The 24846-nt window shown below is 43.0% G+C and carries 22 protein-coding genes; 4 read left to right on the top strand and 18 right to left on the bottom strand.

What is annotated here, in order from left to right:
* Nucleotides 1-49: 49 nt before the first annotated feature.
* Entirely contained in the window at nt 50-850 is an 801-nt protein-coding gene (locus M3O96_RS18745) for a purine-nucleoside phosphorylase (protein WP_249723078.1), read from the bottom strand.
* 27 nt (nt 851-877) lie between these two features.
* Complete coding sequence (locus tag M3O96_RS18750) at nt 878-1714, bottom strand: purine-nucleoside phosphorylase (protein ID WP_249723079.1); 837 nt, start codon at nt 1712-1714, stop codon at nt 878-880.
* A 903-nt stretch (nt 1715-2617) separates the two neighbouring features.
* On the opposite strand from M3O96_RS18750, the gene M3O96_RS18755 reads away from it, so the two are divergent.
* On the top strand, nt 2618-3142 hold the full coding sequence (locus M3O96_RS18755) for an NADPH-dependent FMN reductase (RefSeq protein WP_249723081.1): 525 nt from the start codon (nt 2618-2620) through the stop codon (nt 3140-3142).
* Nucleotides 3143-3144: 2 nt separating this feature from the next.
* Here M3O96_RS18755 and ftsZ read toward each other — a convergent pair whose 3' ends face one another.
* The 13 genes from ftsZ to mraZ all read right to left on the bottom strand — a co-directional run bounded on the left by ftsZ (nt 3145) and on the right by mraZ (nt 18511).
* Nucleotides 3145-4770, bottom strand: coding sequence for a cell division protein FtsZ (ftsZ, locus tag M3O96_RS18760; protein ID WP_249723083.1), 1626 nt, complete (start codon nt 4768-4770; stop codon nt 3145-3147).
* Nucleotides 4771-4880: 110 nt separating this feature from the next.
* Nucleotides 4881-6203, bottom strand: coding sequence for a cell division protein FtsA (gene ftsA, locus M3O96_RS18765; protein WP_249723084.1), 1323 nt, complete (start codon nt 6201-6203; stop codon nt 4881-4883).
* Between the two features lie 11 nt (nt 6204-6214).
* Nucleotides 6215-6970 carry a cell division protein FtsQ/DivIB gene (locus M3O96_RS18770; protein ID WP_249723085.1) on the bottom strand — a complete coding sequence of 252 codons (756 nt, stop codon included), beginning with the start codon at nt 6968-6970 and terminating at the stop codon, nt 6215-6217.
* Nucleotides 6967-8358, bottom strand: coding sequence for a UDP-N-acetylmuramate--L-alanine ligase (gene murC, locus M3O96_RS18775; RefSeq protein ID WP_249723086.1), 1392 nt, complete (start codon nt 8356-8358; stop codon nt 6967-6969). Before murC ends, M3O96_RS18770 begins: the two co-directional genes overlap by 4 nt.
* Nucleotides 8355-9464 (bottom strand): undecaprenyldiphospho-muramoylpentapeptide beta-N-acetylglucosaminyltransferase, encoded by a 1110-nt coding sequence (murG, locus tag M3O96_RS18780; RefSeq protein WP_283774045.1) that lies wholly within the window; start codon nt 9462-9464, stop codon nt 8355-8357. The genes murC and murG overlap by 4 nt, the downstream gene beginning before the upstream one ends.
* Before the next feature lie 6 nt (nt 9465-9470).
* Nucleotides 9471-10643, bottom strand: coding sequence for an FtsW/RodA/SpoVE family cell cycle protein (locus M3O96_RS18785; protein ID WP_249723125.1), 1173 nt, complete (start codon nt 10641-10643; stop codon nt 9471-9473).
* On the bottom strand, nt 10643-11995 hold the full coding sequence (gene murD, locus M3O96_RS18790; protein ID WP_249723087.1) for a UDP-N-acetylmuramoyl-L-alanine--D-glutamate ligase: 1353 nt from the start codon (nt 11993-11995) through the stop codon (nt 10643-10645). The genes M3O96_RS18785 and murD overlap by 1 nt, the downstream gene beginning before the upstream one ends.
* A complete protein-coding gene (mraY, locus tag M3O96_RS18795) occupies nt 11996-13207 on the bottom strand; it encodes a phospho-N-acetylmuramoyl-pentapeptide-transferase (protein ID WP_249723088.1) in 1212 nt (403 codons plus the stop codon).
* 1 nt (nt 13208) lies between these two features.
* The gene (locus M3O96_RS18800; protein ID WP_249723089.1) at nt 13209-14672 is read right to left on the bottom strand and encodes a UDP-N-acetylmuramoyl-L-alanyl-D-glutamate--2,6-diaminopimelate ligase; all 1464 of its coding nucleotides are present in this window, start codon (nt 14670-14672) and stop codon (nt 13209-13211) included.
* Complete coding sequence (locus tag M3O96_RS18805; protein WP_249723090.1) at nt 14673-16784, bottom strand: PASTA domain-containing penicillin-binding protein; 2112 nt, start codon at nt 16782-16784, stop codon at nt 14673-14675.
* Nucleotides 16784-17161, bottom strand: coding sequence for an FtsL-like putative cell division protein (locus M3O96_RS18810; protein WP_249723091.1), 378 nt, complete (start codon nt 17159-17161; stop codon nt 16784-16786). The genes M3O96_RS18805 and M3O96_RS18810 overlap by 1 nt, the downstream gene beginning before the upstream one ends.
* A gap of 1 nt (nt 17162) precedes the next feature.
* On the bottom strand, nt 17163-18068 hold the full coding sequence (gene rsmH / locus M3O96_RS18815) for a 16S rRNA (cytosine(1402)-N(4))-methyltransferase RsmH (protein ID WP_249723093.1): 906 nt from the start codon (nt 18066-18068) through the stop codon (nt 17163-17165).
* A gap of 2 nt (nt 18069-18070) precedes the next feature.
* Nucleotides 18071-18511: a division/cell wall cluster transcriptional repressor MraZ gene (gene mraZ / locus M3O96_RS18820; protein ID WP_249723095.1), complete on the bottom strand. Its 441-nt coding sequence runs from the start codon at nt 18509-18511 to the stop codon at nt 18071-18073.
* A 446-nt stretch (nt 18512-18957) separates the two neighbouring features.
* On the opposite strand from mraZ, the gene M3O96_RS18825 reads away from it, so the two are divergent.
* Entirely contained in the window at nt 18958-20187 is a 1230-nt protein-coding gene (locus M3O96_RS18825) for a peroxiredoxin family protein (protein ID WP_249723097.1), read from the top strand.
* Between the two features lie 101 nt (nt 20188-20288).
* Here the strand turns inward: M3O96_RS18825 and M3O96_RS18830 are convergent, their stop codons facing one another.
* From M3O96_RS18830 to M3O96_RS18840, 3 genes are all read right to left on the bottom strand, one after another.
* Nucleotides 20289-20546, bottom strand: coding sequence for a Txe/YoeB family addiction module toxin (locus M3O96_RS18830; RefSeq protein ID WP_249723099.1), 258 nt, complete (start codon nt 20544-20546; stop codon nt 20289-20291).
* Nucleotides 20537-20737: a DUF2683 family protein gene (locus tag M3O96_RS18835; protein ID WP_249723101.1), complete on the bottom strand. Its 201-nt coding sequence runs from the start codon at nt 20735-20737 to the stop codon at nt 20537-20539. Before M3O96_RS18835 ends, M3O96_RS18830 begins: the two co-directional genes overlap by 10 nt.
* Nucleotides 20738-20836: 99 nt before the next feature.
* The gene (locus M3O96_RS18840) at nt 20837-21811 is read right to left on the bottom strand and encodes a polyprenyl synthetase family protein (RefSeq protein ID WP_249723103.1); all 975 of its coding nucleotides are present in this window, start codon (nt 21809-21811) and stop codon (nt 20837-20839) included.
* A 215-nt stretch (nt 21812-22026) separates the two neighbouring features.
* Here M3O96_RS18840 and M3O96_RS18845 point away from each other — a divergent pair, with 215 nt between their 5' ends.
* Nucleotides 22027-23724: a 1-acyl-sn-glycerol-3-phosphate acyltransferase gene (locus M3O96_RS18845; protein WP_249723105.1), complete on the top strand. Its 1698-nt coding sequence runs from the start codon at nt 22027-22029 to the stop codon at nt 23722-23724.
* Nucleotides 23702-24760, top strand: coding sequence for an NAD(P)H-dependent glycerol-3-phosphate dehydrogenase (locus M3O96_RS18850; protein WP_249723107.1), 1059 nt, complete (start codon nt 23702-23704; stop codon nt 24758-24760). Before M3O96_RS18845 ends, M3O96_RS18850 begins: the two co-directional genes overlap by 23 nt.
* The last annotated feature ends 86 nt before the right edge of the window (nt 24761-24846 follow it).

Here is a 24846-nt window from a genome sequence, read left to right on the forward strand (position 1 = left end):
TGGCCATCGGGATCAACTAGTATCAGATTGCTTTTGAAAAAAAATGATCCTATAAGACCGCTTTCACCAGTTCCACCAACTTCTGCCCTGCCCGATTGGCGGCAGCCACGACATCGGCATGTGTAAATTCCTTGGCCACTTTTGGAATACTTTCATTGGTAATCACAGAGATTCCCAAAACCTTCATGCCCATATGGTTGGCGGCAATCACTTCAGGTACCGTACTCATCCCGACGGCATCTCCCCCGATAATCCTGCAATACCTGATTTCCGCTTTCGTCTCTAATTTTGGCCCCTGCATCCCGAGATAGGTTCCTGTTTTTAGCTTAATTCCCAATCTGTCAGCTTCGGATTTGGTTTTTTCTATCCAATCGAGATCAAAAGGTTCGCTCATATCCGGAAACCTCTGGCCAAACTCTTCATTGTTTTTCCCACGTAAGGGGTTTTCCGGAAGGAGACTGATGATATCCTCAATCAGCATCAAATCTCCGACCTCAAAGTCTTCATTCAATCCTCCGGCAGCATTGGTGACTATGAGCCTTTTGACACCGATCAACTTCATTGCCCGCAAGGGAAAAACCACATCAGCCATGTCATAGCCTTCATAGTAATGAAAGCGCCCATTCATCGCCAACACAGCCACACCTTCCAATTTCCCAAAAATCAAATCTCCTCCATGACCTTCAACTGTGGCAACAGGAAAATGGGGAATTTTAGTATAAGGAATCCTCTTCTGAATTTCGATTTCATCCACCAACCCACCAAGACCTGAACCGAGGATGATGGCTGTCTCGGGGAATCTCTTTATCTGCGACTTCAAAAAATCAACTGCAGCCAGTTCTTTTATCATAGCTTTGAATAAATCAGATATTCAATATCAAAGTGATTTTACCAGTTCCCGGATGATCAGACTCATGCCAGGTTCAGCTTTGGCAGCACCGGCCAATACTTCAGCAAGGCTGATTTTCCTGACCTTTCCGGGAGAACACAGATCTGTAATTGCGGATATCGCGAATACCGTCATTTCCATATGTCTCGCCACGATGACTTCAGGGATGGTACTCATGCCGATGGCGTCACCACCAATAGTCCTTAGGTATTTGTATTCTGCTTTGGTTTCGAGGTTTGGACCCTGAACAGCGGCGTAGACTCCCTGATGAACGTTCAGCCCATTTGCGGCGGCGATTTCCATACCCTTTTTGACCAAAGACGAATCATAGGGTTCGGACATGTCAGGAAACCTCACCCCAAATGCATCGAGATTTTTGCCTCGGAGGGGATTCTCGGGAAAGAGGTCAATGTGGTCGTTAATGATCATGAGTTCGCCGATGCCATAATCAGGATTCAAGCCTCCTGCAGCATTGGAGACAAAAAGATGTCCGATGCCTAGTTTTTTCATGACCCTGACAGGAAAAGTCACCTCCTTCATCGAGTATCCTTCATAATAATGAAATCTCCCTTTCATGACGACCACAGATTTTCCGGATAGCTTCCCAAAAATCAATTTCCCATGATGGCTTTCTACAGTGGAAACTGGAAAAAATGGAATGGATTCATAAGGGATTTCCATTTCAATTTCTATGTGTTGGATCAGTTGGCCCAGGCCGGTACCGAGGATAATTCCTATTCCAGGAGATTGCGGATATCGTTTTTGGATATATTCAAAAGCAAAATCAATTTGCTCAGTATAAGAAAGAGTGGATGGTGAAGTCATAGTATAAAATTTCTCTAAGGTAGGGAATCTTGGTAATTTGAATTACAAATTCTAATTCATATGAAAGTGTAATTACAAAGTACACCTCATATAACAACATTTTACACCCAGACACAGAAGGTTACGAGGTCAATTGAATTTGAATATCCACTTTCTCCAATTCAATTGTTAGACCACATTTTGGGGATCCTTTCTCGTGTCACTTTTTATCTTACCACAAACCTGCCTGCCGGCAGGAAGTAACCATCCCGATGGCTATCGGGAGGCAAGAAATTTTAATCCTCCCACGCGAAGTGCTACGCCGGCCTGGAAAAACTTCTTCCTGCCCATAGGTGTTCCCTTGGAGAATCTTCCTGAAGTTTAAGATTCCTGAATAGAAAACCATTGAAATTTCTAATCTCGGGTATCCATCAACCAACAGCCTCGAAGTGAGCTGAATAAGAATAGCCCCGAGCAGGGTGCTTCTCGGTTTTACATTCTCTCACTAATCTCCCCAACCTAGGTGTAGTTTAGCGATTGATAGCGGACTGGGTGGAATTTGTAATTGCACCCTTTATCCTTTCTAATTTGCAATTGGACTATTCATTAAACCCTCAAACAAAGGGTAATTCTCGGCATCTTGAATTACGAATCCTACTAAACAAAAAGGTGTAGATAAATCATGACAAATGTCGCGAATAAACTTAGCAATAAATCTGATCCTTAACTTTGCGTTTTTGCGTCTTTGCGAGACATAATTATCCGACTTTGTTGTATTTACGACTCTTTGCGGGACCAATCAATAATCTGACTTTGTCGTCTTGGTGCCTTCGTGGGAAACAACCGACTTTGATTTTAAACATTCCTGAAACTTATTGACTTTCTAGATTGTATTACCTCAAATCCACAGAAAGCACCTTTTGCATGATCAAGATCATCGTCGGTACAAACCGCAGAAATTCCGTCTCAGAAAAAATAGCATTGATATACCAGGATCTTTTGGCCAAAATGGACACGCCATCGGAGATTTTATTACTGGAAGATTTGCCTCATGATTTTATTTTTTCGGCCCTTTACCATAACAACGGCAAAAACGAGGGCTACAATAGCTTTCACCAAAAAATCAAAGAAGGGACAAAATTTGTTTTCGTCGTACCGGAATACAACGGTTCTTTCCCCGGCATATTGAAAGGATTTATAGATGGGATGACTTATCCCAACTCTTTCCGCAATAAAAAATGTGCCTTGATAGGCATTTCATCAGGAATAGGCGGGGGTGGCATCGCTTTGAGCCACCTCACCGACATCTTCCACTACGTGGGTATGCATGTACTTGCCCTCAAGCCCAAACTAGCCAAGATCGAGGACAATATGTCAGATAACCTGCTCACCAACAGGCTGTACATGGAATTACTCCATACCCAAGCAGAAATGTTGATCAACTTCTAAAGTTAATCGACATTGTCATGCAAAAACCTGTTGTTCTTCAGAAATTCATTTTCATCAGTCAGGTTGTACCTTGAGATGCTTCTCTCAGAACTATGCTGTACATCAGCCAATTTCACTTCTTTTCTGAGATAAGCAGGTGTTTCCAATTTATCTTTGAATTCCTCAGGATGCTGATTGTAAGTCTTGATGCTTTTCAGCTTTTCAAAACGCTCATGTGCCCTTTGGATGGCTTTTAGCTTCAATTGCTCATAGTAATCATTGCTATGCGCAGGCTTTGGCTCTTCTTTTTCAGCAACTTTCGGTGCTTCTTCTGTAATTTCTTCTTCAGTATCCAAAGTAAAAACCACTTTTTTCACTTCAGGTTTTGCAGGAACAAACTCAAACTGTGGCTCCATTTCTTCCTCTTTGTCTTCAGTTACCGGAGCGGGAACTTCAACCTTTGGTTTTATTTCTTCAGGTTTGCTTTCATTGGCCGGAGTAAACAAAGGCTTGTTGAAAGTAAAAGTGAAAGTCTGTCCGGGAGCCGGAGTAGCATCTTCCTCTACTTTAGAAGTTTTTCCTGATTCGAGGTCAATCACTTTTTTGCTGTTGTCCTCTTCAATGACCGCGGCAACAACCACTTCTTCTTTCCTTCCAGAAGGTGAAGCTGTAGTCAATCTGTCCATTTCAAAACCTGTGGCAATGACTGTGACACGGATTCCTTTGCTCAGTTCAGTATCAATACCTTGACCAAAGATCACCTCAGCATCGTCACCGGCTCTTTCTTGGATGTACTCGGTGATTTCGCTCAACTCGTCCATGGAGAGTTCGTCGTCCTCACCAGACATGATAGAAAGCAATATTTTCTGTGCGCCTTTGATATCCACGTTGTTTAGCAACGGAGAAGCAATGGCTTTCTCGGCAGCGCGGATAGCACGTCCTTCACCTTCTTCGGTTGCAGAACCCATGACGGCAGCACCTGCGTTTTTCATGACTGTCTTCACATCTTCAAAATCAACGTTGACATCCTGATGGATGGTGATGATTTCGGCGATGGATTTGGCTGCTGTCGACAGGACGTTATCAGCTTTGGCAAATGCCGAACGGATCGCAAGGTTGCCATAGATTTCTCTCAATTTATCATTGAGGATAACCAGAACAGTATCGCAGCTTTCTTTCAAAGCTTCGATGCCGAGCTGCGCAGCGATCATTTTCTTTCTTCCTTCGAATACGAAAGGAGCAGTTACGATACCCACAGTAAGGATGTCCATGTCTTTGGCGATTTTGGCGATCACCGGTGCGGCACCTGTACCTGTACCACCACCCATGCCGGCAGTGATAAATACCATCTTGGTATTGTCTGAAAGCAATTCACGGATATCTTCCTTGCTTTCCAATGCAGCGCTTTTTCCTTTTTCAGGATTGGCACCTGCACCTAATCCTTCGGTTAGGTTAGCACCTAACTGAAGCCTCAAAGGAACCGGACTGCTCTTCAAAGCCTGGGCATCGGTGTTGACCACAACGAACTCCACGTCCTTTATTCCTTGGTTGTACATATGGTTCACAGCATTGGAACCACCTCCCCCCACACCGATCACCTTGATGATGGATTTGTGGTTTTTTGGAAGATCAAATTTGTAATCTTTCATGTTATCTGACATTTTTTATCTATTGGTGAAAATATTTTCCTTTTTAGTATGGTTTTTGTGAAGAAGGGAATTAGAAGACAAAATCTTCTAACTCCCTAGTATGATAAGCCCTAGTAATTATTATCATCATGAATATCATTGGTGATGATATCCTTCAATTTCTTTCCTATACTAGAGAAGATGTTCGGGCCAAACTCAGTTTTTACGGGTTTGGCCTGTATTTTTTGAGTATTTGTGTTTCCACTTTCTTTTCTAAGTCTATATAGATTTTCCCTTTCGTCGAGTGATTTGAATCCCGCCAATACCAATCCCACGGAGGTAGCATACATCGGACTTTTCACTTCTTCGATTTTGGATTTGCCCAAATGCTCATTTGGATAACCGATTCTGGTATCCAATCCCGTCATATATTCAAAAAGTTGGGAAACTCCCTGAAGCTGTGAACCACCGCCGGTAAGGACTATTCCTCCGGTAAGTTTTTTGTAATGGCCGCTTGCAACCAATTCATTTTGTACATATTCGATAATTTCTTCCATCCTTGCCTGAATGATCGCTGCGAGGTTTTTGATAGAAATCTCCTTAGGCTGTCTGTTACGAAGACCAGGGATGGATACGATTTCGTTTGGATTGGCTTCTTCGGCAATGGCTTTTCCAAATTTGGTTTTGAGCAATTCGGCCTGATGGTGAAGTACCATGCAACCTTCCTTGATATCTGCAGTGATGATATTTCCTCCCAAAGGAATGACTGCAGTATGACGGATGATGTTGTCGTAGAATATCGCAATGTCTGTCGTACCACCACCGATATCTACCAAGCAAACGCCTGCTTCTTTGTCCTGCTCGCTCAGTACAGACAGCGAACTCGCCAATGGCTCAAGAATCAAATCCTGGGAAATCAGGTTGGCACGCTTCACGCAACGGTTGATGTTATTGATGGCAGTTGTTTGTGCAGTGATGATATGGAAATCCGCTTCAAGCCTGGAACCAGACATTCCAACAGGATCTTTGATCCCATCTTCATAGTCCACAATGTAGTCCTGTGGCATGACGTGTATGATGGTATTTCCGGGAGGCACGACGATATTCTCCATGTCATTGGATAACCTTCTGACATCCTCTACAGTAATTTCATCTTGATTGGGCTGACGGATAATGACCCCATGATGGATCGTGCTGCGGATATGCTGTCCGGCAATCCCAACGATCACTTCCCCGATATCCACGTCAGCCATGTCAGACGCATCCTGCATCGCCTTTTGGATTGCGTTGACAGTCTTGTCTATATTGGTGACGATGCCACGGATGACACCATCGGATACGGCTTTGCCCATGCCGAGAACCTCCAGTTTACCAAATTCATTTTTGCGACCGATGATCGCACAGATTTTGGTGGTTCCGATGTCAAGTCCTACAATCAATTTGTTGTTTTCCATAGCGATTTCAATTATTCACAAACAATCTGGCCCTTATATTTTACATTGACTCTGCTGTATGCATTCCATCCTTTTGCGGGGATGATTTCATCATAAAACAGGTTTATCTTTTCAAATTTTTCTTCTAAATCCTTGGCATCCCCAAACTCAATGACCTGCTTGCCCACTTGCTGATAGAGTTTGATGTCTGACTTTCTGGAAATATCCATTCCCGAAATCTGTGCTTTCCAAAATTCATCCTCATTGATGAAGTTGATCATGGCCATCAAGTCGCTGTGACTTTCGGAGATATCCTCGAGCTTCAGCAGACTTTCAGCATAAGCACCTTCGAGCGTCATCACCCTTGTGGTGTAGGAACTTGAGGTCGGTAATATTTTTCCTTCTGTAGAGATGTAGCCATCTGCCGCACTTGGCCTTACGATCCTCGCAATAGGAATATGTTGGGTGATTTCGACCATCACATGTCCTTTTGGATCCGAGGAAACCTCAGCGTTTTGGACAAAAGCATAGGTCTCCACCTTCTTTTCAATTTTATTCAAATCCACTTCCTGCAGGGATATTCCATTTTGCAACAGTGGAAATTCAACCTGGATATTTTTTAAAATGTCCTTTTCATTCACGAAATAGACATCGGCAATTCCTTTGATCCTGATTTCAATACCGGTAAAAACCCTTTCGGAATCCCTTTTCTCTACGAATCCGATAAAACCGATGAGAACCATGGTCAAAGCGGTGAAAATCAATGATTTTTTGATTCTAAATTTCATAGCGATTTCATCCAGAGTGCAATGGGTAATACCAGTCTATCTATGTCTCCTGCACCGATGGTGACCAAAACCTCAGGCTTTGCGGCTTTGAGGTAATCCATCAATCCTTCTTTGGATTGGAGGGACTTCTTAGCGGAAGTGATTCCATCCAATAACATCGTTGCATTCACTCCCTCGATGGGGAGTTCCCTTGCCGGATAAATTTCCAGCAACACCACCTCGTCAGCGATAGATAGGCTTTCTGAAAATCCTGCTGCAAAATCCCTAGTCCTTGTGAAAAGGTGCGGTTGGAAAATTGCAGTCAGCTTTTTGTCAGGATACATGGCTTTGACCGATGATAGAAAAGCCCGAATCTCCTCAGGATGGTGTGCATAATCATCGATAAATACCCTGTCCTTTTCCTGAACCCAGATTTCAAACCTTCTCTTTACTCCTTTATAACTTGCCAATCCTTCACGGACGGCTTCTTGTTCTATTCCATAATCCAAAGCAACTGTAATGGCAGGCAGGGCATTTTCCACATTGTGAAATCCCGGCATAAACATTTCCAAACCCTTGATTTCAGTGTCTCCACTGACATAATCGAAAGTGAAGGCAGCAGCTCCCGCTACGATATTCTTGGCTTGGATCTCCCCGATGTTGATTCCGTATTGCTTCACGGTAACGGTTTTTGATTTTGGAGCTCCAAGTTTTTGGAATGCCTTTGCATGGATATACAATGACCCGTCGGCAGCAATCAGGTCAATAAATGCCCTGAACCCATCCATCATCTGTGCGTCATCTCCATAGATATCCAAGTGGTCGGGATCAGCACTTGTGACCACCGCGACATTGGGATGGAGGTGCAGGAAAGAGCGGTCAAACTCATCCGCCTCAACGACCACAGTTGCGTCTCCACTTTCCTCGTCATGGAGGATCAGGTTGGAATTGTAATTTTGTGTCAAGCCACCCAAAAAGGCAGCGATATTTTTTCCACCTGATTTAAGTAGGTGAGCGACCATGGAAGAAGTTGTGGTCTTGCCATGTGTTCCCGCTACCGCAATCGTCGGAAGGTCAGCAGTGATCATCCCAAGAACAGCAGCTCTTTTTTTGATGCTGTAGCCGTTGTTTTGGAAGAAGTTCAGTTGGATAGAATCCTTTGGCATCGCCGGAGTCCAAATGACCAAAGTATGGACTTTGTCATAGCGGATCCTGGATGGGATATTTTCCAAAGTATCTTCAAACACAATCTCCATTCCCTCGGCCACCAATGCATCTGTCAATGGAGAAGGCGTGCGGTCATAGCCGGAGACTTTGATGCCGACATGGTTAAACCACCTCGCCAAAGCACTCATGCCTATGCCACCTATTCCAAGGAAATGGACACTATGTAGGTTTTTCAGATTCATTGAATGATGCTTTCCAATACTTTTACAATTTCTTCGGCTGCTTTTGGCTTGGCCAATTTCTTTATATTTTCACCCAATGACCTGACTTTGTTAGGGTCAGCCATGAGGTTGTTTACTGTTGAATTCAATTTCCCGACCGCTTCGCTGTCCTTCAAAAGGACCGCTGCATCTGCCTGTACAAAAGCCATCGCATTTTTGGTTTGATGGTCTTCTGCCACATTGGGAGAAGGGATAAATACCACCGGCTTGCCGACTAAGCTGAGTTCTGAAACCGAAAGTGCACCGGCCCTTGATACCACGACATCTGCCGCCGCGTAAGCCAAGTCCATTTCCCTGATGAATTCCAGGACATGAATGTGTTTAAGTCCGGATGCCTTTACTTTCTCTGACATTTCAGAGAAGTAAAACTTTCCGCTTTGCCAGAGAACTTGGTAGCCTTCTTTCTCCAAACTTTCCATATCAGCCAATACTGCCTGATTGATGGTGCGCGCTCCAAGACTTCCTCCTAATACCAACAGGACTTTCTTGCCTTCCTCCAATCCGAAGTGTTGGAATGCTTTTCCCTTTTTACCCTCCAAATGAAGGATGTCTTTGCGGACAGGATTGCCGGTATATTGGATCTTATCGGCAGGGAAAAACTTCTCCATCCCCGGATAAGCCACACAGATCTTTTTTGCACTTTTAGCCAACAACTTATTGGTCAATCCGGCATAGGAATTTTGCTCCTGAATCATTGTCGGGATTCCTTTTCCTTGGGCTGAATATAAGAGTGGACCGCTTGCATAGCCACCGACTCCGACCACCGCATTGGGTTTGAATGCTTTGAGCAAGGCCCTAGACTTATTCAAACTTCCAAGCAATTTGAAGGGAAAGCTGAGGTTGGAAAGGCTGAGACTTCGCTGCAGTCCTGCAACTTTGAGTCCCTCGATACGGTATCCGGCTTCGGGGACTTTTTGCATTTCCATCTTTCCTTCTGCACCGACAAATAGAATCTCTGTGTCAGGATGCTTTTCCATCCAGGCATTTGCGATTGCAAGTGCCGGATAGATATGGCCTCCTGTGCCTCCTCCGCTGATCATGATTCTATATGGTGTGTTATTTCCCAATTTATCTTATGCTGTTTGAAATGTCTTCCTTACTTTATTACTTCCATCAGAGGGGCTGTCCAATTGCTCCTGATGGTCGCCTCTGCTTACACTCAATATAATTCCCAATGAAAATCCTGTAAACACCAATGATGTCCCACCCATACTCAGCAATGGCAATGGCAAACCTGTAATCGGGCCCAATCCAACCGCAACCGCCATGTTGACCATGGCTTGCAGCACAAGCGCGAAACTCAGTCCCGCCGAGAGCAATCCTCCAAAAGGCTTGGTCGATGAGGCGACAATCCGCATTCCCCGGAACAGTAGCGCCAGATAAAGGAACAATACCGTCGCACCGCCAACCATCCCGTATTCCTCAATGATGATCGCATAGATAAAATCAGAATATGGATGCGGAAGCGTATTTCTCTGTTCGGATTTGCCCGGACCTTTGCCTGTAATTCCTCCTGTAGAAATGGCGATAAATGACTGCTCTGCCTGGAAAGGAATTTCATCTCCTGACACAAATTTTTCTATCCTTGAAAAGAAAGTACCACCCCTTTGACCCAAAAAGACCGAAGTGGTCAGGAATAATCCACCAACCAAAACCACCATCAAAATATATTTCATCGGCACTCGGCCAATGAAAAGCAGCAACAAACAAGTCGACAGCAACAAGACTGCTGTGGACATATTGGCCAATCCGATCAGGCCGGAAACCAAGCCAATGACCAAAATCATCGGAAGGAAGGAATTTCGGAAATCGTCAATATTCTTTTGCTTTCTTGCGAGCAAAGAAGCTAAGGTTGCAATCAGTGCCAGCTTTGCGATGTCTGAAGGTTGGAATGCCTTGTTGATGACAGGAATCGTGATCCACCTGTTGGCTTCATTCACTGTCGAGCCAAATAAGAAGGTGAACAACAACAGCGGAATAGAAACTACCAACAAAAACCTTCCGATCAGGCCATAGGTCTTGTATGGGATTTTGTGGGCAACCCACATTACCAAAAGTCCTGCAAGCACCATCAAGGAATGGTCAATCAGGTATTTTTCAGTATTGCCGCCGGTGTATTTGTATGCCAATGAACCCGTAGCAGAATAAACCACCACGATGCTGATTACAGAAAGAATGATCACGATGCCCCAAATGATCGGGTCACCCTTCAAATTTCTGTCAAACCATATTTTTATGTTCTCCATCATGATGCTGTCGCGGTTAATGCTGTCACTGCGGCTTTAAACTGATTGCCTCTATCCTCATAATTTTTGAACAAGTCAAAACTTGCGCAAGCTGGAGAAAGCAAAACCACATCCCCTTCATTCCCATATTCCAATCCAAAGGCTACCGATTCCGCGATGCTCTGCGTTTCTTTGATTTCAGGAATTCTTCCCGAAAATGCTTTTTTCAACTTCTCATTGTCCACACCGAGACAGATCAGCATTTTTACTTTTCCGTCAGTCAGAGGGTAAAGGGCTGCATAATCATTCCCTTTGTCCACTCCTCCTGCAATCCAAATCAAGGGTTGTTTGAAGCTGTCAAGCGCGTAGGCTGTGGCATCGACATTGGTACCTTTGCTGTCATTGATAAAAGCAATTCCATTGATCTTAGCCACCGGTTCCATCCTGTGGGCTGCATTTTGGAAATCCTTCAATCCTTCCCTGATGGCTTCCTCGGACACGCCCGCCAATGTTGCGGCCAAAGACGCGCACATGGTATTGAGCATGTTGTGGGTTCCGTTCAGGATAATATCTTTTGGGTTTATTGTTAATTTCTTTCCGATTGCTTGCACCGTGATCGCATTTCCATCGAAGTACCCGCCTTTGTTCTGTGGTTCTTTGAGAGAAAATGGAAACCGATCTGCTTTCAGATTCACTTTTTCAAAACCTGATTGGATCAGTTGGTCGTCAAGCCAATAAATCGCAGCGTCCTTTTCGTCCATGTTTTTGAACAGGGAAACTTTGGAAGCGATATAATTTTCAATTTTATAATTGTACCTGTCCAAATGGTCAGGAGTGATGTTTGTCAATACTGCTACGGAAGGTTTCATTGATATGAAGCCGTCAATCTGAAAACTGCTGACTTCTAGTACCCACCAATCCTTGTCTCCGTCCACCAATTGGGCAGCCCAACTTTCACCGACATTTCCACCCAAACCGACATTCAATCCTCCTTTTTGGAGAAGGTGGTAGGTAAGGAGCGTAGTCGTGGTCTTGCCGTTTGTACCGGTGATCGCGATTACCTTTCCTTTGGAATACCGGAAAGCAAATTCCAATTCATCGATGACAGGAATTCCTTTTTCAATAGCCTTTTGGACAATAGCGACTTTCTCAGGAATCCCCGGACTTTTGATGATTTCGCCTGCAGAAAGGATTTTTTCCTCAGAATGTATTCCTTCTTCAAAGCCAATCCCATTCTCAGTCAAAATTTGTTTTCTAGAAGCGCTGATAGTCCCGGTATCAGATACCCATACTGCATAGCCATGCTTCTTGGCAAGCAATGCTGCTCCCAATCCGCTTTCGCCTGCACCCAATATGGCTATCTCTTTTTTCATTTATCTTAGTTTCAATGTTGCTAAAGTGATGATGGCTAAGAGAATTCCAGTAATCCAAAAACGGGTTACGATTTTGGCTTCATGGATATTTTTCTTTTGGTAATGATGGTGCAAAGGAGACATCAGGAAAATCCTGCGGCCTTCTCCGTATTTCTTCTTGGTGTATTTGAAATAGCTCACCTGCATGATCACAGAGAGGTTTTCGATCAGGAAAATGCCACACAAAACAGGAATCAACAGTTCTTTTCTCAAAGTCAGAGACAGGACAGCGATTACACCACCCAACATCAAGCTTCCTGTATCTCCCATAAAAACCTGTGCAGGAAAAGCATTGTACCAAAGAAAGCCGACACAGGCACCTACAAATGCAGCACAGAAAATCACCAACTCACCTGAATTGGGAATGAACATCACATTGAGGTATTGGGAGAAAATGGCATTACCGGAAACGTAGGCAAAGATGGCTATCGTCAGTCCGATGATCGCAGAAGTCCCCGCAGCCAATCCGTCAATGCCATCTGTAATATTGGCCCCGTTGGAAACAGCTGTGATGATGAAAATCACAAAAAGGATATAGAGAACCGGAGTAACGCTTTCTCCAAGGAATCCGAAGAAAGTCTCATAGTTCAGCTCATTATTCTTCACAAAAGGTATTGTAGTCTTGGCAACTTTTACATCTCTGAAAGCAGGCGTTTCGACTACCCCCTCCTCGATGGAAACAGGATTTGTAAATTCACGGATTACCACGCCTTGATGAAAGTAAAGTGTAGCTCCTACAATGATCCCGATGATAATTTGACCTACTATCTTAAACCTTCCAGCCAGACCTTCCTTATTCTTCTTAAATACTTTGATATAATCATCGATAAATCCAATAGTCCCCAACCAAATTGTGGTAATGAGGAGAAGTATGATGTAGACGTTATTGATATTGGCAAATAACAAAGTGGGAATAATGATACCTGCCATAATCATCAATCCACCCATGGTAGGTGTTCCTTTTTTTGCAGCCTGACCTTCGAGGCCCAAGTCGCGGACTGGTTCCCCGATCTGCTTATTTCTTATCCAATTGATGATTCTATGCCCAAATGTGATGGTGATGATCAATGAAAAAAGCGCTGCCATCCCTGCCCTGAAGGAAATGTAGCGGAAGACCCCCGTTCCCGGAATGTCCATAACTGAGTCCAGATAATCAAAAATAGGGTATAACATATCAGTCTTTATTCAACAGATTAAGTATCTCAGCCACTACCTGACGGTCATCAAAAGGATGTTTCACACCTTTAATTTCCTGATAGGTTTCATGCCCTTTGCCGGCAACGAGGATGATGTCTCCTTTTTTTGCCATTACAGCGGCAGTCTTGATGGCCTCTCTTCTATCTTCTATCACCAATGTCTTTTTGAAATCCACCGGATTGATTCCCTTTTCCATCTCTCTGAGGATGGCCATAGGTTCTTCGTCTCTGGGATTGTCAGAAGTCAAAATCACTTTGTCCGAATATTGGGTAGCGATCTTCGCCATGATCGGCCTTTTGGTTTTGTCTCTGTTGCCACCACAGCCCACAACAGTGATTACCTGTTCGCCTCCCGTCCTTACACCTTGTATGGTTTTGAGGACATTTTCGAGCGCATCAGGCGTATGGGCATAATCGACGATGGCGGTGATGCCATACATGGCAATCTTGTCAAACCGACCTTGTGCGCCGGGAACTTTGGAAAGCTGCAAAAGCACTTCTTCCTCTTCCTCACCGAGGAGTACAGCCATGGCAAATACACCCAAAAGGTTATAAGCATTGAACTGACCGATCATCCTAAACCATACCTGTCGGTTGTCAATCTCCAGCTCCAGACCTTCAATCGTGTTGGAAATGATTTTGGCTTTGAAGTCAGCAGGAAATTTCAGCCCAAAAGTATGGCCGGAACCTTTGAAGTTCTGTAACATGACCAATCCACGCTTGTCATCGGCGTTGACTAGCGCAAAGGAATCCTTTGGCAATTCATCAAACAGCTTCTTTTTGGCTTTGATGTATTCGTCAAAAGAACCATGGTAATCAAGGTGGTCATGAGAAATGTTGGTGAACAACGCTCCGGAAAATGTCAGACCGGCAGTTCTTTCCTGCACGATAGCATGGGAACTTGCCTCCATAAAGCAATGGGTACAACCCGCATCCACCATTTGTCGGAGGAGCTTCTGTAGGCTCAAGGCATCGGGAGTAGTATGTGTGGAAGGAATTGTCAGTTCATTGATTTTGTTCTCCACGGTGGACAACAAACCCGTCTGATACCCCATTTCCATAAATAACTGATAGAGAAGCGTGACGGTAGTGGTTTTCCCATTGGTACCTGTTACCGCCACGAGCTTCAACTTTTCAGATGGATTTTCGAAATAATTGGATGCCATAATTCCTAAGGCTCTTGAGGAATTGACCACCTGTACATAGGTGATGTTTCCCTGAAGCTTATCAGGAATAGATTCACAAACTATGGCTACAGCTCCTTTTTCTATGGCTGTTTCAATGAAAGCATGACCGTCCACTTGAGTCCCTGAAATGGCCACGAAGACCGTTCCCTGAGAGACTTTGCGGCTATCAAAGACAATATCACCCACCTCAACTTCCATGTTTCCAAGGGTTGAGGTCAGGGAGACTTTGTACAATATGTCTTTCAATACTTTCATTTATCCCAATACTAAATTGATTACATAAGCATTATTGACCGGCGTACCGGGATTGATGGATTGATTTCTCACTCTTCCCTTTCCTTGGTAAACCACACGTATTCCTTTGTTTTCCAATACATACAATGCATCCCTCAAAGACATGCCCGTCACATCAGGCACTGTGGGTGAATCCACTTTATTGGCTTTCCAGATGACGGCTTTGTTAACTGGAGTTGATTTTACCCAATCCTCCTCCATCTCGCTGGAACCATGGTTGGAGATTCCAAACTTGTTGCAGATCAACTGTAGTTCATCCATTTTGCCGGCCTGTATCATTGGAAAAGCTCCTGAATTGGAAGTCAAGTAGGTTTTATCTGTTTTCTTTTCATTCAGCCCAAGATCCTGAGCATAGATCTTATCGGCAATTTCCTTAAATACCGGAGCTGAAACGTCGCCCCCATATGAAGCATAACCTTTGGGGCTGTCAATCACCACGATGGCTGAGTATTTTGGATTGTCTGCAGGAAAGTATCCGGCAAAAGAAGTATAGTACCGCTGAGTATACCGGCCACCAATCAACTTCTGAGCAGTTCCTGTTTTTCCGGCGATCTTATATTCTTTGGTGTATACATTCTTGGCGGTGCCGTTTTCTACTACGCCTTCTAACAATATCTTCAATTGATCAATCGTCTTGGAAGATGCAATGCTCCTTCGGACCACTTCTGTTTCGTATTTTTCTTCAATTTGATTGCCTCTAGCTACTGCCTGCACAATCATCGGCTTGACCATTTTGCCATTATTTGCGACAGCATTGTAAAGCATCAGGGTATGTAATGGGGTCAACTTGGCTTCATAGCCAATCGACATCCAAGGAAGGGTGGTACCATACCAATTTTTCTCTCCGGGTTTTTTGAAATAAGGAACACCTTCGCCTTTCAATTGAAAATCAATCGGTTTGTCGAGTCCGGCTTTTTCAATGTAGGAGACAAACTTGCTTGGATTGTGTCCAAAATTGTCTTCCACAAGCCTTGAGATGGCCACATTGGAAGATTTCTCAAATGCTTCCTTAATCGTGATTTTGCCATAGCCACCTTCTTTGGAATCATTCATATTCCTGTCGTAGAATTTGAAAGTTCCTTTACCCGTATCAATGGTATCTTTGAGGTTGATTTTACCTTCTTCGAGAAGTGCAAGCATCGACAGTAATTTGAATGTCGATCCCGGTTCGGTCAAGCCTTGGTCACCGATGGCAAAATTGTAGTTCTCTCCGTATCCAAAACCGTCCTTATTTTTTTGCAGGTTGATCAGTGCTTTGATTTGTCCTGTGGCGACTTCCATCACGATGACACAGCCAAATTCGGCATCTTTGGCTGTCAGTTGCCTCAAAAGTGCAGATTCTGCCACATCCTGAATATTGACATCCAAGGTGGTCAGGATGTCAAACCCGTCATCCGGCTTGATGTCTTCTGCATCAAAAACAGGCTTCCAAGAACCTCCGGCAATCCTTTGAAAAAGTGCCTTTCCATTTTTCCCTTCCAAAAAATTATTGAAGCTATATTCGATACCTGCGCCGTTTTTGTCTTCATTGACAAATCCCACCGTTCTGCTCGCGAGGTTGTTGAATGGTTTGTATCTTTTTTCTACTTTTTCAAAAATGACACCGCCTCCTGAACGTCCATTTTTAAAAATCGGCCATTTAGACATTTTTTGCATGTCTTGATAGCCGATTTGGGTACGGTTAAGAATGACATACCTTTTCTTTTCCGATCGGGCATCACGGATCATCCTTTTGTAGGAAGTAGCTGATTTGTCTTTGAAATGAGAAGATAAAAAGTAGGATAAGGAATCAATTCCCTTTGAAAATACATCTTCTTTGGCTACCATCGGATCGATGACAACCCTATAAAAAGGAAGGCTTGTGGCCAAAAGGCTTCCGTCAGCGGCATAAATATTCCCCCTTGTTGCACTTACCTGTTTGTATTGGAAATTAAGTGTCTCTGACTTAGCCTGCCATTTCTCGGTTTCCATAAACTGCAAATGGACAATCCTGTAGAAGATTGCCCCTGCAAACACAGCCACCACAATGAAGGCTATCCTTACACGCATTACTATGGAACGTTTTATATTCACTAGTCAACAATTATTTTTATCGGTGGAGATTCAATTTCTACGATGCCCAAGGGCGCAATTTTTTTTGCGACTTCGGATTGCTTGCTGCTCAGCATAAATTCTGCCTCGAGCGTGGTGACATCTGCCCTGACGTCTTCGACATCCTGCTGCAGTTTTTCGATCTTGCGGATCATGTTGTCTGCACGGTGGTTGCTCCATATATATATGAGCGCCAAGAAAGCCGCAAAGAAGAATGGCGGTGCAAAATGAACCGGAACACCCTCTCCGAGAATACCGGTCACGTTGAGCTTCTCTTCGATCATGGTAAAGATGTTTTTACCATTCCCCTTTGGAGAAGAACCATGTTGGATTTTCTTCTTGAAAGTATTTTGGCTCATCTTATTTCTTTTCCGCTATTCTCAATTTAGCACTGCGTGCCCTGTTGTTTCTCTGTATTTCTTCCTCATCTGCGATGAGCGCTTTCCTGTGTATCGGTTCCAAAGGCCTGAGTAGGTTGCCGTAGAAATCTTTGTCTACCTCACCTTGGAATTTTCCTTTGTTGATAAAGTTCTTGACCAGCCTGTCTTCCAAAGAATGGTAGCTCATGACGACCAATCTTCCTCCCGGGTTCAATGCCTCCACTGTCTGTTTCAGCATGTCTTCCAAGGCTCCCATCTCATCATTGACCTCAATCCTCAATGCCTGAAACACCTGGGCGAAATATTTAAACTCTTTGCCTCTCGGGGCATATTTCTGAAGAAGTGCTTTGAAATCTGCTGTTGTTTCAAATTGCGCTGCAGCTCTTTGAGAGGCTACCGCCTGTGCAAGTGTCTTGGCATTTTTGATTTCTCCATAAATGCCGAAAATCTTGTGAAGCTTTCCTTCTTCGTAAGTATTTAGGACATCCTTTGCCGAAATATCCATACCGCTACTCATCCTCATGTCAAGTTCGCCTTCGAATCGCGTCGAAAAACCCCTTTTGGGTTCGTCTATCTGATGGGAAGAAATCCCCAAATCAGCGAGAATTCCGTCCACTTGGCTGACACCATAGAGGCGGAGGTATTTTCTGAAATCCCTGAAATTGGCCTGAATGAATGTGAAGCGCTCATCATTTGGGATATTTGCTTCAGCATCGACATCTTGGTCAAACCCATACAAATGGCCCTTATCCAAATGTTTGAGGATTTCCCTCGAATGGCCGCCGCCACCAAAAGTCAGGTCTATGTAAATCCCATTGGGATCAATAGCCAAGCCTTCAATGCAAGGGCCAAGCATCACGGGGATATGATAAGGAAGTGCTGTCATGGTCAGGAAAGATATTTATCCATCAAGTTTGACAGCTCATCCTGATCAGTAATTGTATTTTGATCGTATTTTTCAGGACTCCAGATTTCCACGAATGAACCCACGCCCAAAAGGATGGCATCTTTGTCGATGCCGGCTTTTTGGAGAAAAGTCTTGGGGATCAAAAAACGACCTGCGCTATCCAGTTCCACCTCAGTCATGCTTTCAAAAAAACCTCTCTTGATCCTTCTTTGGATTGGATCACGGTCTGAGAGCGCATTGATCTGATGTAACAGTTTTTTAAACTCTACCTGGGTGTACAACGCAAGACATCCATCGTCTCCATGCCGCAAAATGAGGGTATCACCGTTGGAATCCGGTATTGCTGCCTTCATCTTGGCAGGCAATGCCAGACGTCCTTTCGGATCCACCTTGCATTCGTATCGACTGTTGAACATTCCCATGGGCTTATCTTGGATTTACTACAATGACAAAAGTAAGAAAAGCATCAACACCATGCACCACTTTTCCCCACTTTTCTCCACTTTTTCTTAAAACTATCTAAAAGTTTGATTTATTACAATAAATCTTGAAAATTTTAGGCCTTTTTTTATTTGGAGATCAATGAGTTGAGGAGAATCTCAATCAGAAAAAAATATCAAAAACAATCCAAAAACATGGTTTTTATTAAGAATGAAATGGGAAATAATCGGGATCAAATTCATTATTTCCATTTCGGGAGAAAAGTGGGGAGATTTCCCATAGAATTTGGGCTTTTTGGAGGTTTCTGGCGACCTCGGTTTATTTTCAGAAAACTTTTGAACCTTTTGATTAAAAAAATTCTTTACCACACAAAACCAGTAGATTTATAGATTTTGTTTTCTTTGCAAAAAAACCACGACCACAAATCATGAGATTCTTTCAAATTTTTGTCATCACAATTGCCATTGTTTTCATTTCCTCTTGCTCAAATGAAAAAACAGAAAAACCTGATTTCCGAGGTAGATGGCATGCCGAACTCGATCTCACCGGAGACCTGCTTCCATTTGAAATCGGGTTTGTGCAAAAGGGCGAAAACTGGATCATGGAAGCTTACCATGCTGAGGAAATTTTGACCTTTGATGAGGTGGTAGTCACAGGCGATTCTATAAAAGTAACTATAGGGACTTTTGACTCTGAAATCCGGGCAAAAATCATTGGTAACAAGCTGATAGAAGGGGTTTTTACAAAAAATTATGCAAAAAATTATTTTGTTCCATTCAAAGCTGAAAAGGAGGAAAAAAACAGGTTTGAAGTGACTGAAAAACCCGCGACCGATTTCTCCGGAAAGTGGAAAACAGATTTTCTCGAGGAAGATGGCGAAACCTATCCTGCCGTTGGGATTTTCACCCAAAACGGAGATAAAATCACCGGGACATTCCTAACAAAACTCGGAGATTACAGATATCTCGAAGGCAATGTTTCGGGCAATACTTTTCAGCTTAGCACCTTTGATGGCAACCATTTATTTCTGTTTTCGGGAGAACTTCAGGCTGATGGATCGGTGGCAGGTCGCTTCCGCAGCGGCCCTAAAGTAAAAGAAACCTTTCAGGCTGTGCGCGATGAAAATTTCGAACTTCCGGATGCTTTTTCCCTCAATTACCTCAAAGATGGTTATGATACTTTTTCATTCACCTTTCCAGATGTAAATGGAAAAATGGTTTCTCTTGACGACGAAAAATTTAGATATAAAGCGGTATTAGTTCAGATTTTTGGGACTTGGTGCCCCAATTGCGTTGATGAAACCAAATTTTTAGCTCCATGGTATGAAAAAAACAGAGACAGAGGAGTGGAAATTATCGGGCTGGCATTCGAAAGTAAACCCGAATTTGAATACGCAAGTGCCCGAGTAAAAAAAACCATCGACAGGCTGAATGCCACTTATACATTCCTGATCGCAGGGGTCAGTGACAAAGAAAAAGCATCAGAGGCCTTACCTGCTTTGAATGAGGTTTTGGCGTTTCCGACTTTGATTTATATTGACAAAAAAGGGAAAGTCAGAAAAATCCATACAGGATTTACCGGTCCGGGTACTGGAGATTACTATGACCGCTGGGTTAAGGAACATGAAGCGCTCGTGAGTGAATTGTTGGAGGAGTAAATCAGTAGGCAGAAGCAGTAGGCAGTTATCAGAAGCATAAGGAAAAAGATAAGGTTTATTGATTTCATCAGGACCCGATAATTTTGGCCAACCTATACCAACTAATAATGTCCTCTTAAAGAAAAAATGTAAATTGTGTTCCTTTCAATTGAATAAATTAACCTGTGTTCTCGGGTTATCCTTCTTGACCACTTTCCAGATAATTCATGTTTTAAAGCTTCCGGTTTTCCAATTCCCTGAAAGGGAGAAATTTGGATAGATTCTACCAAACCCCTGATTTTCTTCAAAATTGACTCATTGTTACTGCCTTTCCAATATTCCAAGTCTTTTTGGGCCTCAGAGGTTAATTCTATTTCCATATATCATCAAGGTTTACTTTTTTGGTTTTCCCGGCAAGTATATCCAAATCACCTTTCTTGATTTTACTCACAAAATCCTTATCATAATCGCTTTCTTTGGTAATGTCATATTCTATCTCCAACCTATCTAGGATTGATTTTAATAAATCCCAATCTTCATCATTTTTGATTTTTACAGTTAGCGTCGTCATCTTTTTTGCTTTTTGCTAATTTAAGTGGATTCCTTCTTTGATCCAATAATTGGAAAATGCATTTATATTAATCAGAAGAAATTATTGGATGAGAAGTATTTACTTCTTCCGCTCGATGGTGTACCTGACGAGGCCTTCCAAGGAACGCTTGTATTCTGAATCGGGGAAATCGGTAAGGAGTAGCATGGCTTCCTCAAAATATTTAGTCATGGCTTCATTTGCGTAAGCCAAGCCACCTGACTTCTTTACAAAAGTAATGACTTCGTTCACAGATTTCTTATCCTCGTTTTTATTGCGGACAAGGTAAATGATTTTCCTTTTGTCCAGCCAAGAGGCGTTGTTGAGCGCATAGATGAGGGGAAGGGTCATCTTCTTTTCTTTGATGTCAATACCCAAAGGCTTGCCGATCTCATCTTCTCCATAGTCAAAAAGGTCGTCTTTGATCTGAAAAGCCATTCCTATTTTTTCGCCAAAGGCGCGCATCTTATCAATAATCTCTACCGTAGCCCCGGAAGTAGATGCTCCAACGGCACAACAGGACGCAATCAAGCTTGCAGTTTTTTGACGGATGATGGTGTAATAAACTTCCTCTGTAATATCCAGTTTCCGTGATTTGGCCATTTGGAGCAATTCGCCTTCTGACATTTCCCGAACAGCGTTGGATACGATTTTGAGCAAATCAAAATCTCCGTTGTCCACGCTAAGCAACAGGCCTCTTGAAAGCAAATAGTCCCCAACAAGAACAGCTATTTTGTTTTTCCACAGGGCATTGATAGAAAAAAATCCCCTCCGGTAATTGGAATCATCCACCACATCGTCATGCACAAGTGTAGCGGTATGTAAAAGTTCAATCAAGGCTGCTCCCCTATACGTGGATTCAGATATCCCACCAGTCAAACCCGCAGTTAAAAACACGAACATGGGCCGCATCTGCTTGCCCTTTCGTCTGACGATGTAATTTGTGATATGATCGAGAAGTTTGACCTTACTTTTCATAAAGTCACGGAATTTGGTTTCAAATTCCTCCATCTCTGTGGCGATAGGTGCTTGAATCTGTTTGAGGTCAGGCTTCATAAAACAATGCTGCTGCAATAATACAATGGATTCTTAGCAGCACAAAACCCATTGTGAAATATTACCATTCAAACTCCCCTGTATCCAAAACGTTTTCAAAAATGAATCTTTTAATTTTTCAAGCTACAATATGGATTTTTAAACCCCAAAAACTGCATGTCTCAACATGATGATTTTTGTTATCTTTGCTATTCATCCAATAAAAAGGATAACACTTGGCTGACACTTATATCAAACATCAATACGGACCTATCCTTCCCAAAAAGGATGAATGGCCTGTCGTTAAACTCAGCAAAAACCGGAAGGAATTTATCAGGAAAGTGGCAGATGCCAGCAAGAAATCCGTATTGGAAATGACCTCCGGAAATATGGATTTACTCAGGGAGGAGTTGGAAACAACCCTCTATCGTGAAAAACTGAGGATAAAACAAAATCCATGGGCAGTTGACCCGGACGATGAAAGGGAATTTTGGGGAAAGGTAAAATCAAGTCTTGTACACCTTAGTGCAGATAGCAGTCTTACCAAAACCCAAAAGAAGAAAAAATACCTTGAAATCCTAGATGATATCACCATGCGGTATTCGGAGGAAATCGCCAGTAACTTTATCCATTCCCACTATAAAGTGACCCGGAGGATGGTCACTTTCGGGTTTTCAAGGTTACTCAATGCCGCAAGGGTAAAAGGTTTCAAATCTATTTTCAGCAACCAATTCAGCCTTCAGGACAAAATCCAGATTGTAGGAGAGACGGATCAGATCCGTGAACTTGCCTCCAAAGGAACGATTGTGATGGTTCCAACCCATTTTTCCAACCTAGACAGTATTTTGATTGGATGGATTATATCCGTATTGGGTTTACCGCCCTTCATCTATGGAGCAGGATTGAACCTGTTTAACATCAGTATTTTTGCATACTTTATGAATGCCCTTGGTGCTTATAAAGTCGACAGGAGGAAGAAAAACCTCATTTACCTTGAAACCCTAAAGACATATTCTTCCGAAGCCTTGCAGTTTGGAGTACACAGCCTTTTCTTTCCGGGTGGTACCCGGTCCCGAAGCGGGATGATAGAGAAAAAACTCAAACTTGGTCTTCTAAGTACAGCCGTCGAAGCTCAAAGAGCAAATTTCGAAAGAGGAGAGGATGATGTCAGCGGAAAGATTTTCATTGTCCCTGTCACGATCAATTACCACTTCGTCCTAGAAGGACCAAGTTTGATTCAGGAGCATCTTACATTGACAGGGCAAGAGCGCTATTACAAAGAGTCCGATGAGTTTTCCACTTCCTACAAAATCTCCAAATTTCTCGTCAAGTTCTTTACCAAAGGTTCGGATATCTCTGTTTCAATTGGGAAGGCTTTGGATGTATTGGGCAACTATGTCGACAATGAGGGAAACAGCATTGACAGAAATGGAAGAAAAATAGACACGAAAGATTATTTTTTATATAATGGAATAGTTACCGTAGATGCCCAAAGGGAGGAAGAGTACACCTACCATTTGGGGAAGCGGATAGTTGAGGAATTCCATAAAATCAACCGGGTTTTCAGTTCCCATCTGGTGGCTTTTACAGCGTTTCAGATGATCAAAAGAGAAAACAAAAAGATGGACCTATACAATCTCCTCCGGCTACCGGAAGAGGATGTAGTGCTCATTTACAATGAATTCAAAGAAGAGTGCCAAAAAGTATTGGACAAAATCAAGGAACTTGAGGCCGAATCCAAAGTCCAGATTGCTCCTCACATGAAAAATGATATTGATAGTATTATCGATCATGGATTGGCCAATGTCGGGATGTACCATGCCAAGAGACCCCTTGTTAAAAACAGCATAGGAAACATTGAAACTCAGGATTTGAGCCTACTATTTTATTACCATAACAGACTTTACGGATATGACCTCGAAAAACTTTTCTAAAGAAAAATCAGTCGGAGTCGTAGGCATGGGCAGCTTTGGTACTGCCATAGCGAATATCCTGGCCGAGAAAAGTAAAGTAATCGCCTACGTCAGAAGGTCAGAAGTAGTAGACGAAATTAACCAAAAACACACAGTAGACGGTGTTGAGATCAACCCAGAAATCTTCGGAACCCAAGATCCTGAATATTTGTGCAAATCCTGTAACACGATTTTTTTTATGGTTCCTTCCTCTGCCTTTCAGGAAGTTATCCGCTCATTTTCCCCATATCTATATCCCTATCACTTGATCATCCATGGCACAAAAGGCCTTTGTTTGAACTTACCAATAGGAAAAACGCTAGAGGAAATGGGAAAAATAAGCAGGGAAAATATCCTGACCATGAGTGAGGTCATCATGAAAGAAACTGTCGTAGTGCGGGTAGGATGCCTTGCGGGACCCAATTTGGCACGTGAACTTTATCTCGGTCAGCCGGCTGCTACAGTGGTGGCGAGTAAATACAACGAAGTAATATTAGAAGGTCAGCGATTACTTCGGACTGACAAATTCCAAGTTTACGGCAATTCTGACATCGTTGGAGTCGAGCTGAGCGGCGTACTCAAAAACATAATCGCCATAGCTGCCGGAGCCTTGGCAGGAATGGGATTGGGAGAAAATGCAAAAGGGCTGCTGATTTCAAGGGGGATGGTGGAGCTTGTCTATCTTGGAAATGCACTCGGGGGAAGTCTGAAATCTTTCATAGGTTTGGCAGGAATCGGTGATCTTGTAGCCACCTGCAACTCCACCCTTTCAAGAAACTATACTGTCGGATTCAGATTGGCACAGGGAGAAAAACTCGTCGATATCCTCAATACCATGGAGGAAGTAGCTGAAGGTGTCAATACTATCAAACTCATTAAAGCCTTTGTGGAAGGCACTGGAATGAGGGCTCCCATCACGGAAAATCTCTATAAGGTCCTTTTTGAAGATCTTAAAATTGAGGAAGCCCTTCAGTACTTAATGAAGTATCCTTTTAGTGTGGATGTGGATTTTTTGTAGGGAATGGTTGTTTGTTTATTTGGTTAAGGGTTATTTGGTTAAGAGGTTATTTGATTAATTGTTTATTTGTTTATTTGTAGAGTTGG

Source organism: Aquiflexum sp. TKW24L, from assembly GCF_023502205.1.
GTDB lineage: Bacteria > Bacteroidota > Bacteroidia > Cytophagales > Cyclobacteriaceae > Cognataquiflexum.

What these genes read in the sequence shown, in the direction of transcription:
- M3O96_RS18835 (WP_249723101.1), bottom strand. Translation starts at nt 20,737, where the DNA reads ATGACGACGCTAACTGTAAAAATCAAAAATGATGAAGATTGGGATTTA.
- ftsZ (WP_249723083.1), bottom strand. Translation starts at nt 4,770, where the DNA reads ATGAAAGATTACAAATTTGATCTTCCAAAAAACCACAAATCCATCATC.
- M3O96_RS18785 (WP_249723125.1), bottom strand. Translation starts at nt 10,643, where the DNA reads ATGGAGAACATAAAAATATGGTTTGACAGAAATTTGAAGGGTGACCCG.
- mraZ (WP_249723095.1), bottom strand. Translation starts at nt 18,511, where the DNA reads ATGGGAATGTTCAACAGTCGATACGAATGCAAGGTGGATCCGAAAGGA.
- M3O96_RS18830 (WP_249723099.1), bottom strand. Translation starts at nt 20,546, where the DNA reads ATGGAAATAGAATTAACCTCTGAGGCCCAAAAAGACTTGGAATATTGG.
- M3O96_RS18750 (WP_249723079.1), bottom strand. Translation starts at nt 1,714, where the DNA reads ATGACTTCACCATCCACTCTTTCTTATACTGAGCAAATTGATTTTGCT.
- M3O96_RS18810 (WP_249723091.1), bottom strand. Translation starts at nt 17,161, where the DNA reads ATGAGCCAAAATACTTTCAAGAAGAAAATCCAACATGGTTCTTCTCCA.
- M3O96_RS18825 (WP_249723097.1), top strand. Translation starts at nt 18,958, where the DNA reads ATGAGATTCTTTCAAATTTTTGTCATCACAATTGCCATTGTTTTCATT.
- M3O96_RS18840 (WP_249723103.1), bottom strand. Translation starts at nt 21,811, where the DNA reads ATGAAGCCTGACCTCAAACAGATTCAAGCACCTATCGCCACAGAGATG.
- murC (WP_249723086.1), bottom strand. Translation starts at nt 8,358, where the DNA reads ATGAATCTGAAAAACCTACATAGTGTCCATTTCCTTGGAATAGGTGGC.
- mraY (WP_249723088.1), bottom strand. Translation starts at nt 13,207, where the DNA reads ATGTTATACCCTATTTTTGATTATCTGGACTCAGTTATGGACATTCCG.
- ftsA (WP_249723084.1), bottom strand. Translation starts at nt 6,203, where the DNA reads ATGGAAAACAACAAATTGATTGTAGGACTTGACATCGGAACCACCAAA.
- M3O96_RS18745 (WP_249723078.1), bottom strand. Translation starts at nt 850, where the DNA reads ATGATAAAAGAACTGGCTGCAGTTGATTTTTTGAAGTCGCAGATAAAG.
- M3O96_RS18770 (WP_249723085.1), bottom strand. Translation starts at nt 6,970, where the DNA reads ATGAAATTTAGAATCAAAAAATCATTGATTTTCACCGCTTTGACCATG.
- M3O96_RS18800 (WP_249723089.1), bottom strand. Translation starts at nt 14,672, where the DNA reads ATGAAAGTATTGAAAGACATATTGTACAAAGTCTCCCTGACCTCAACC.
- M3O96_RS18850 (WP_249723107.1), top strand. Translation starts at nt 23,702, where the DNA reads ATGACCTCGAAAAACTTTTCTAAAGAAAAATCAGTCGGAGTCGTAGGC.
- rsmH (WP_249723093.1), bottom strand. Translation starts at nt 18,068, where the DNA reads ATGACAGCACTTCCTTATCATATCCCCGTGATGCTTGGCCCTTGCATT.
- murD (WP_249723087.1), bottom strand. Translation starts at nt 11,995, where the DNA reads ATGAAAAAAGAGATAGCCATATTGGGTGCAGGCGAAAGCGGATTGGGA.
- M3O96_RS18755 (WP_249723081.1), top strand. Translation starts at nt 2,618, where the DNA reads ATGATCAAGATCATCGTCGGTACAAACCGCAGAAATTCCGTCTCAGAA.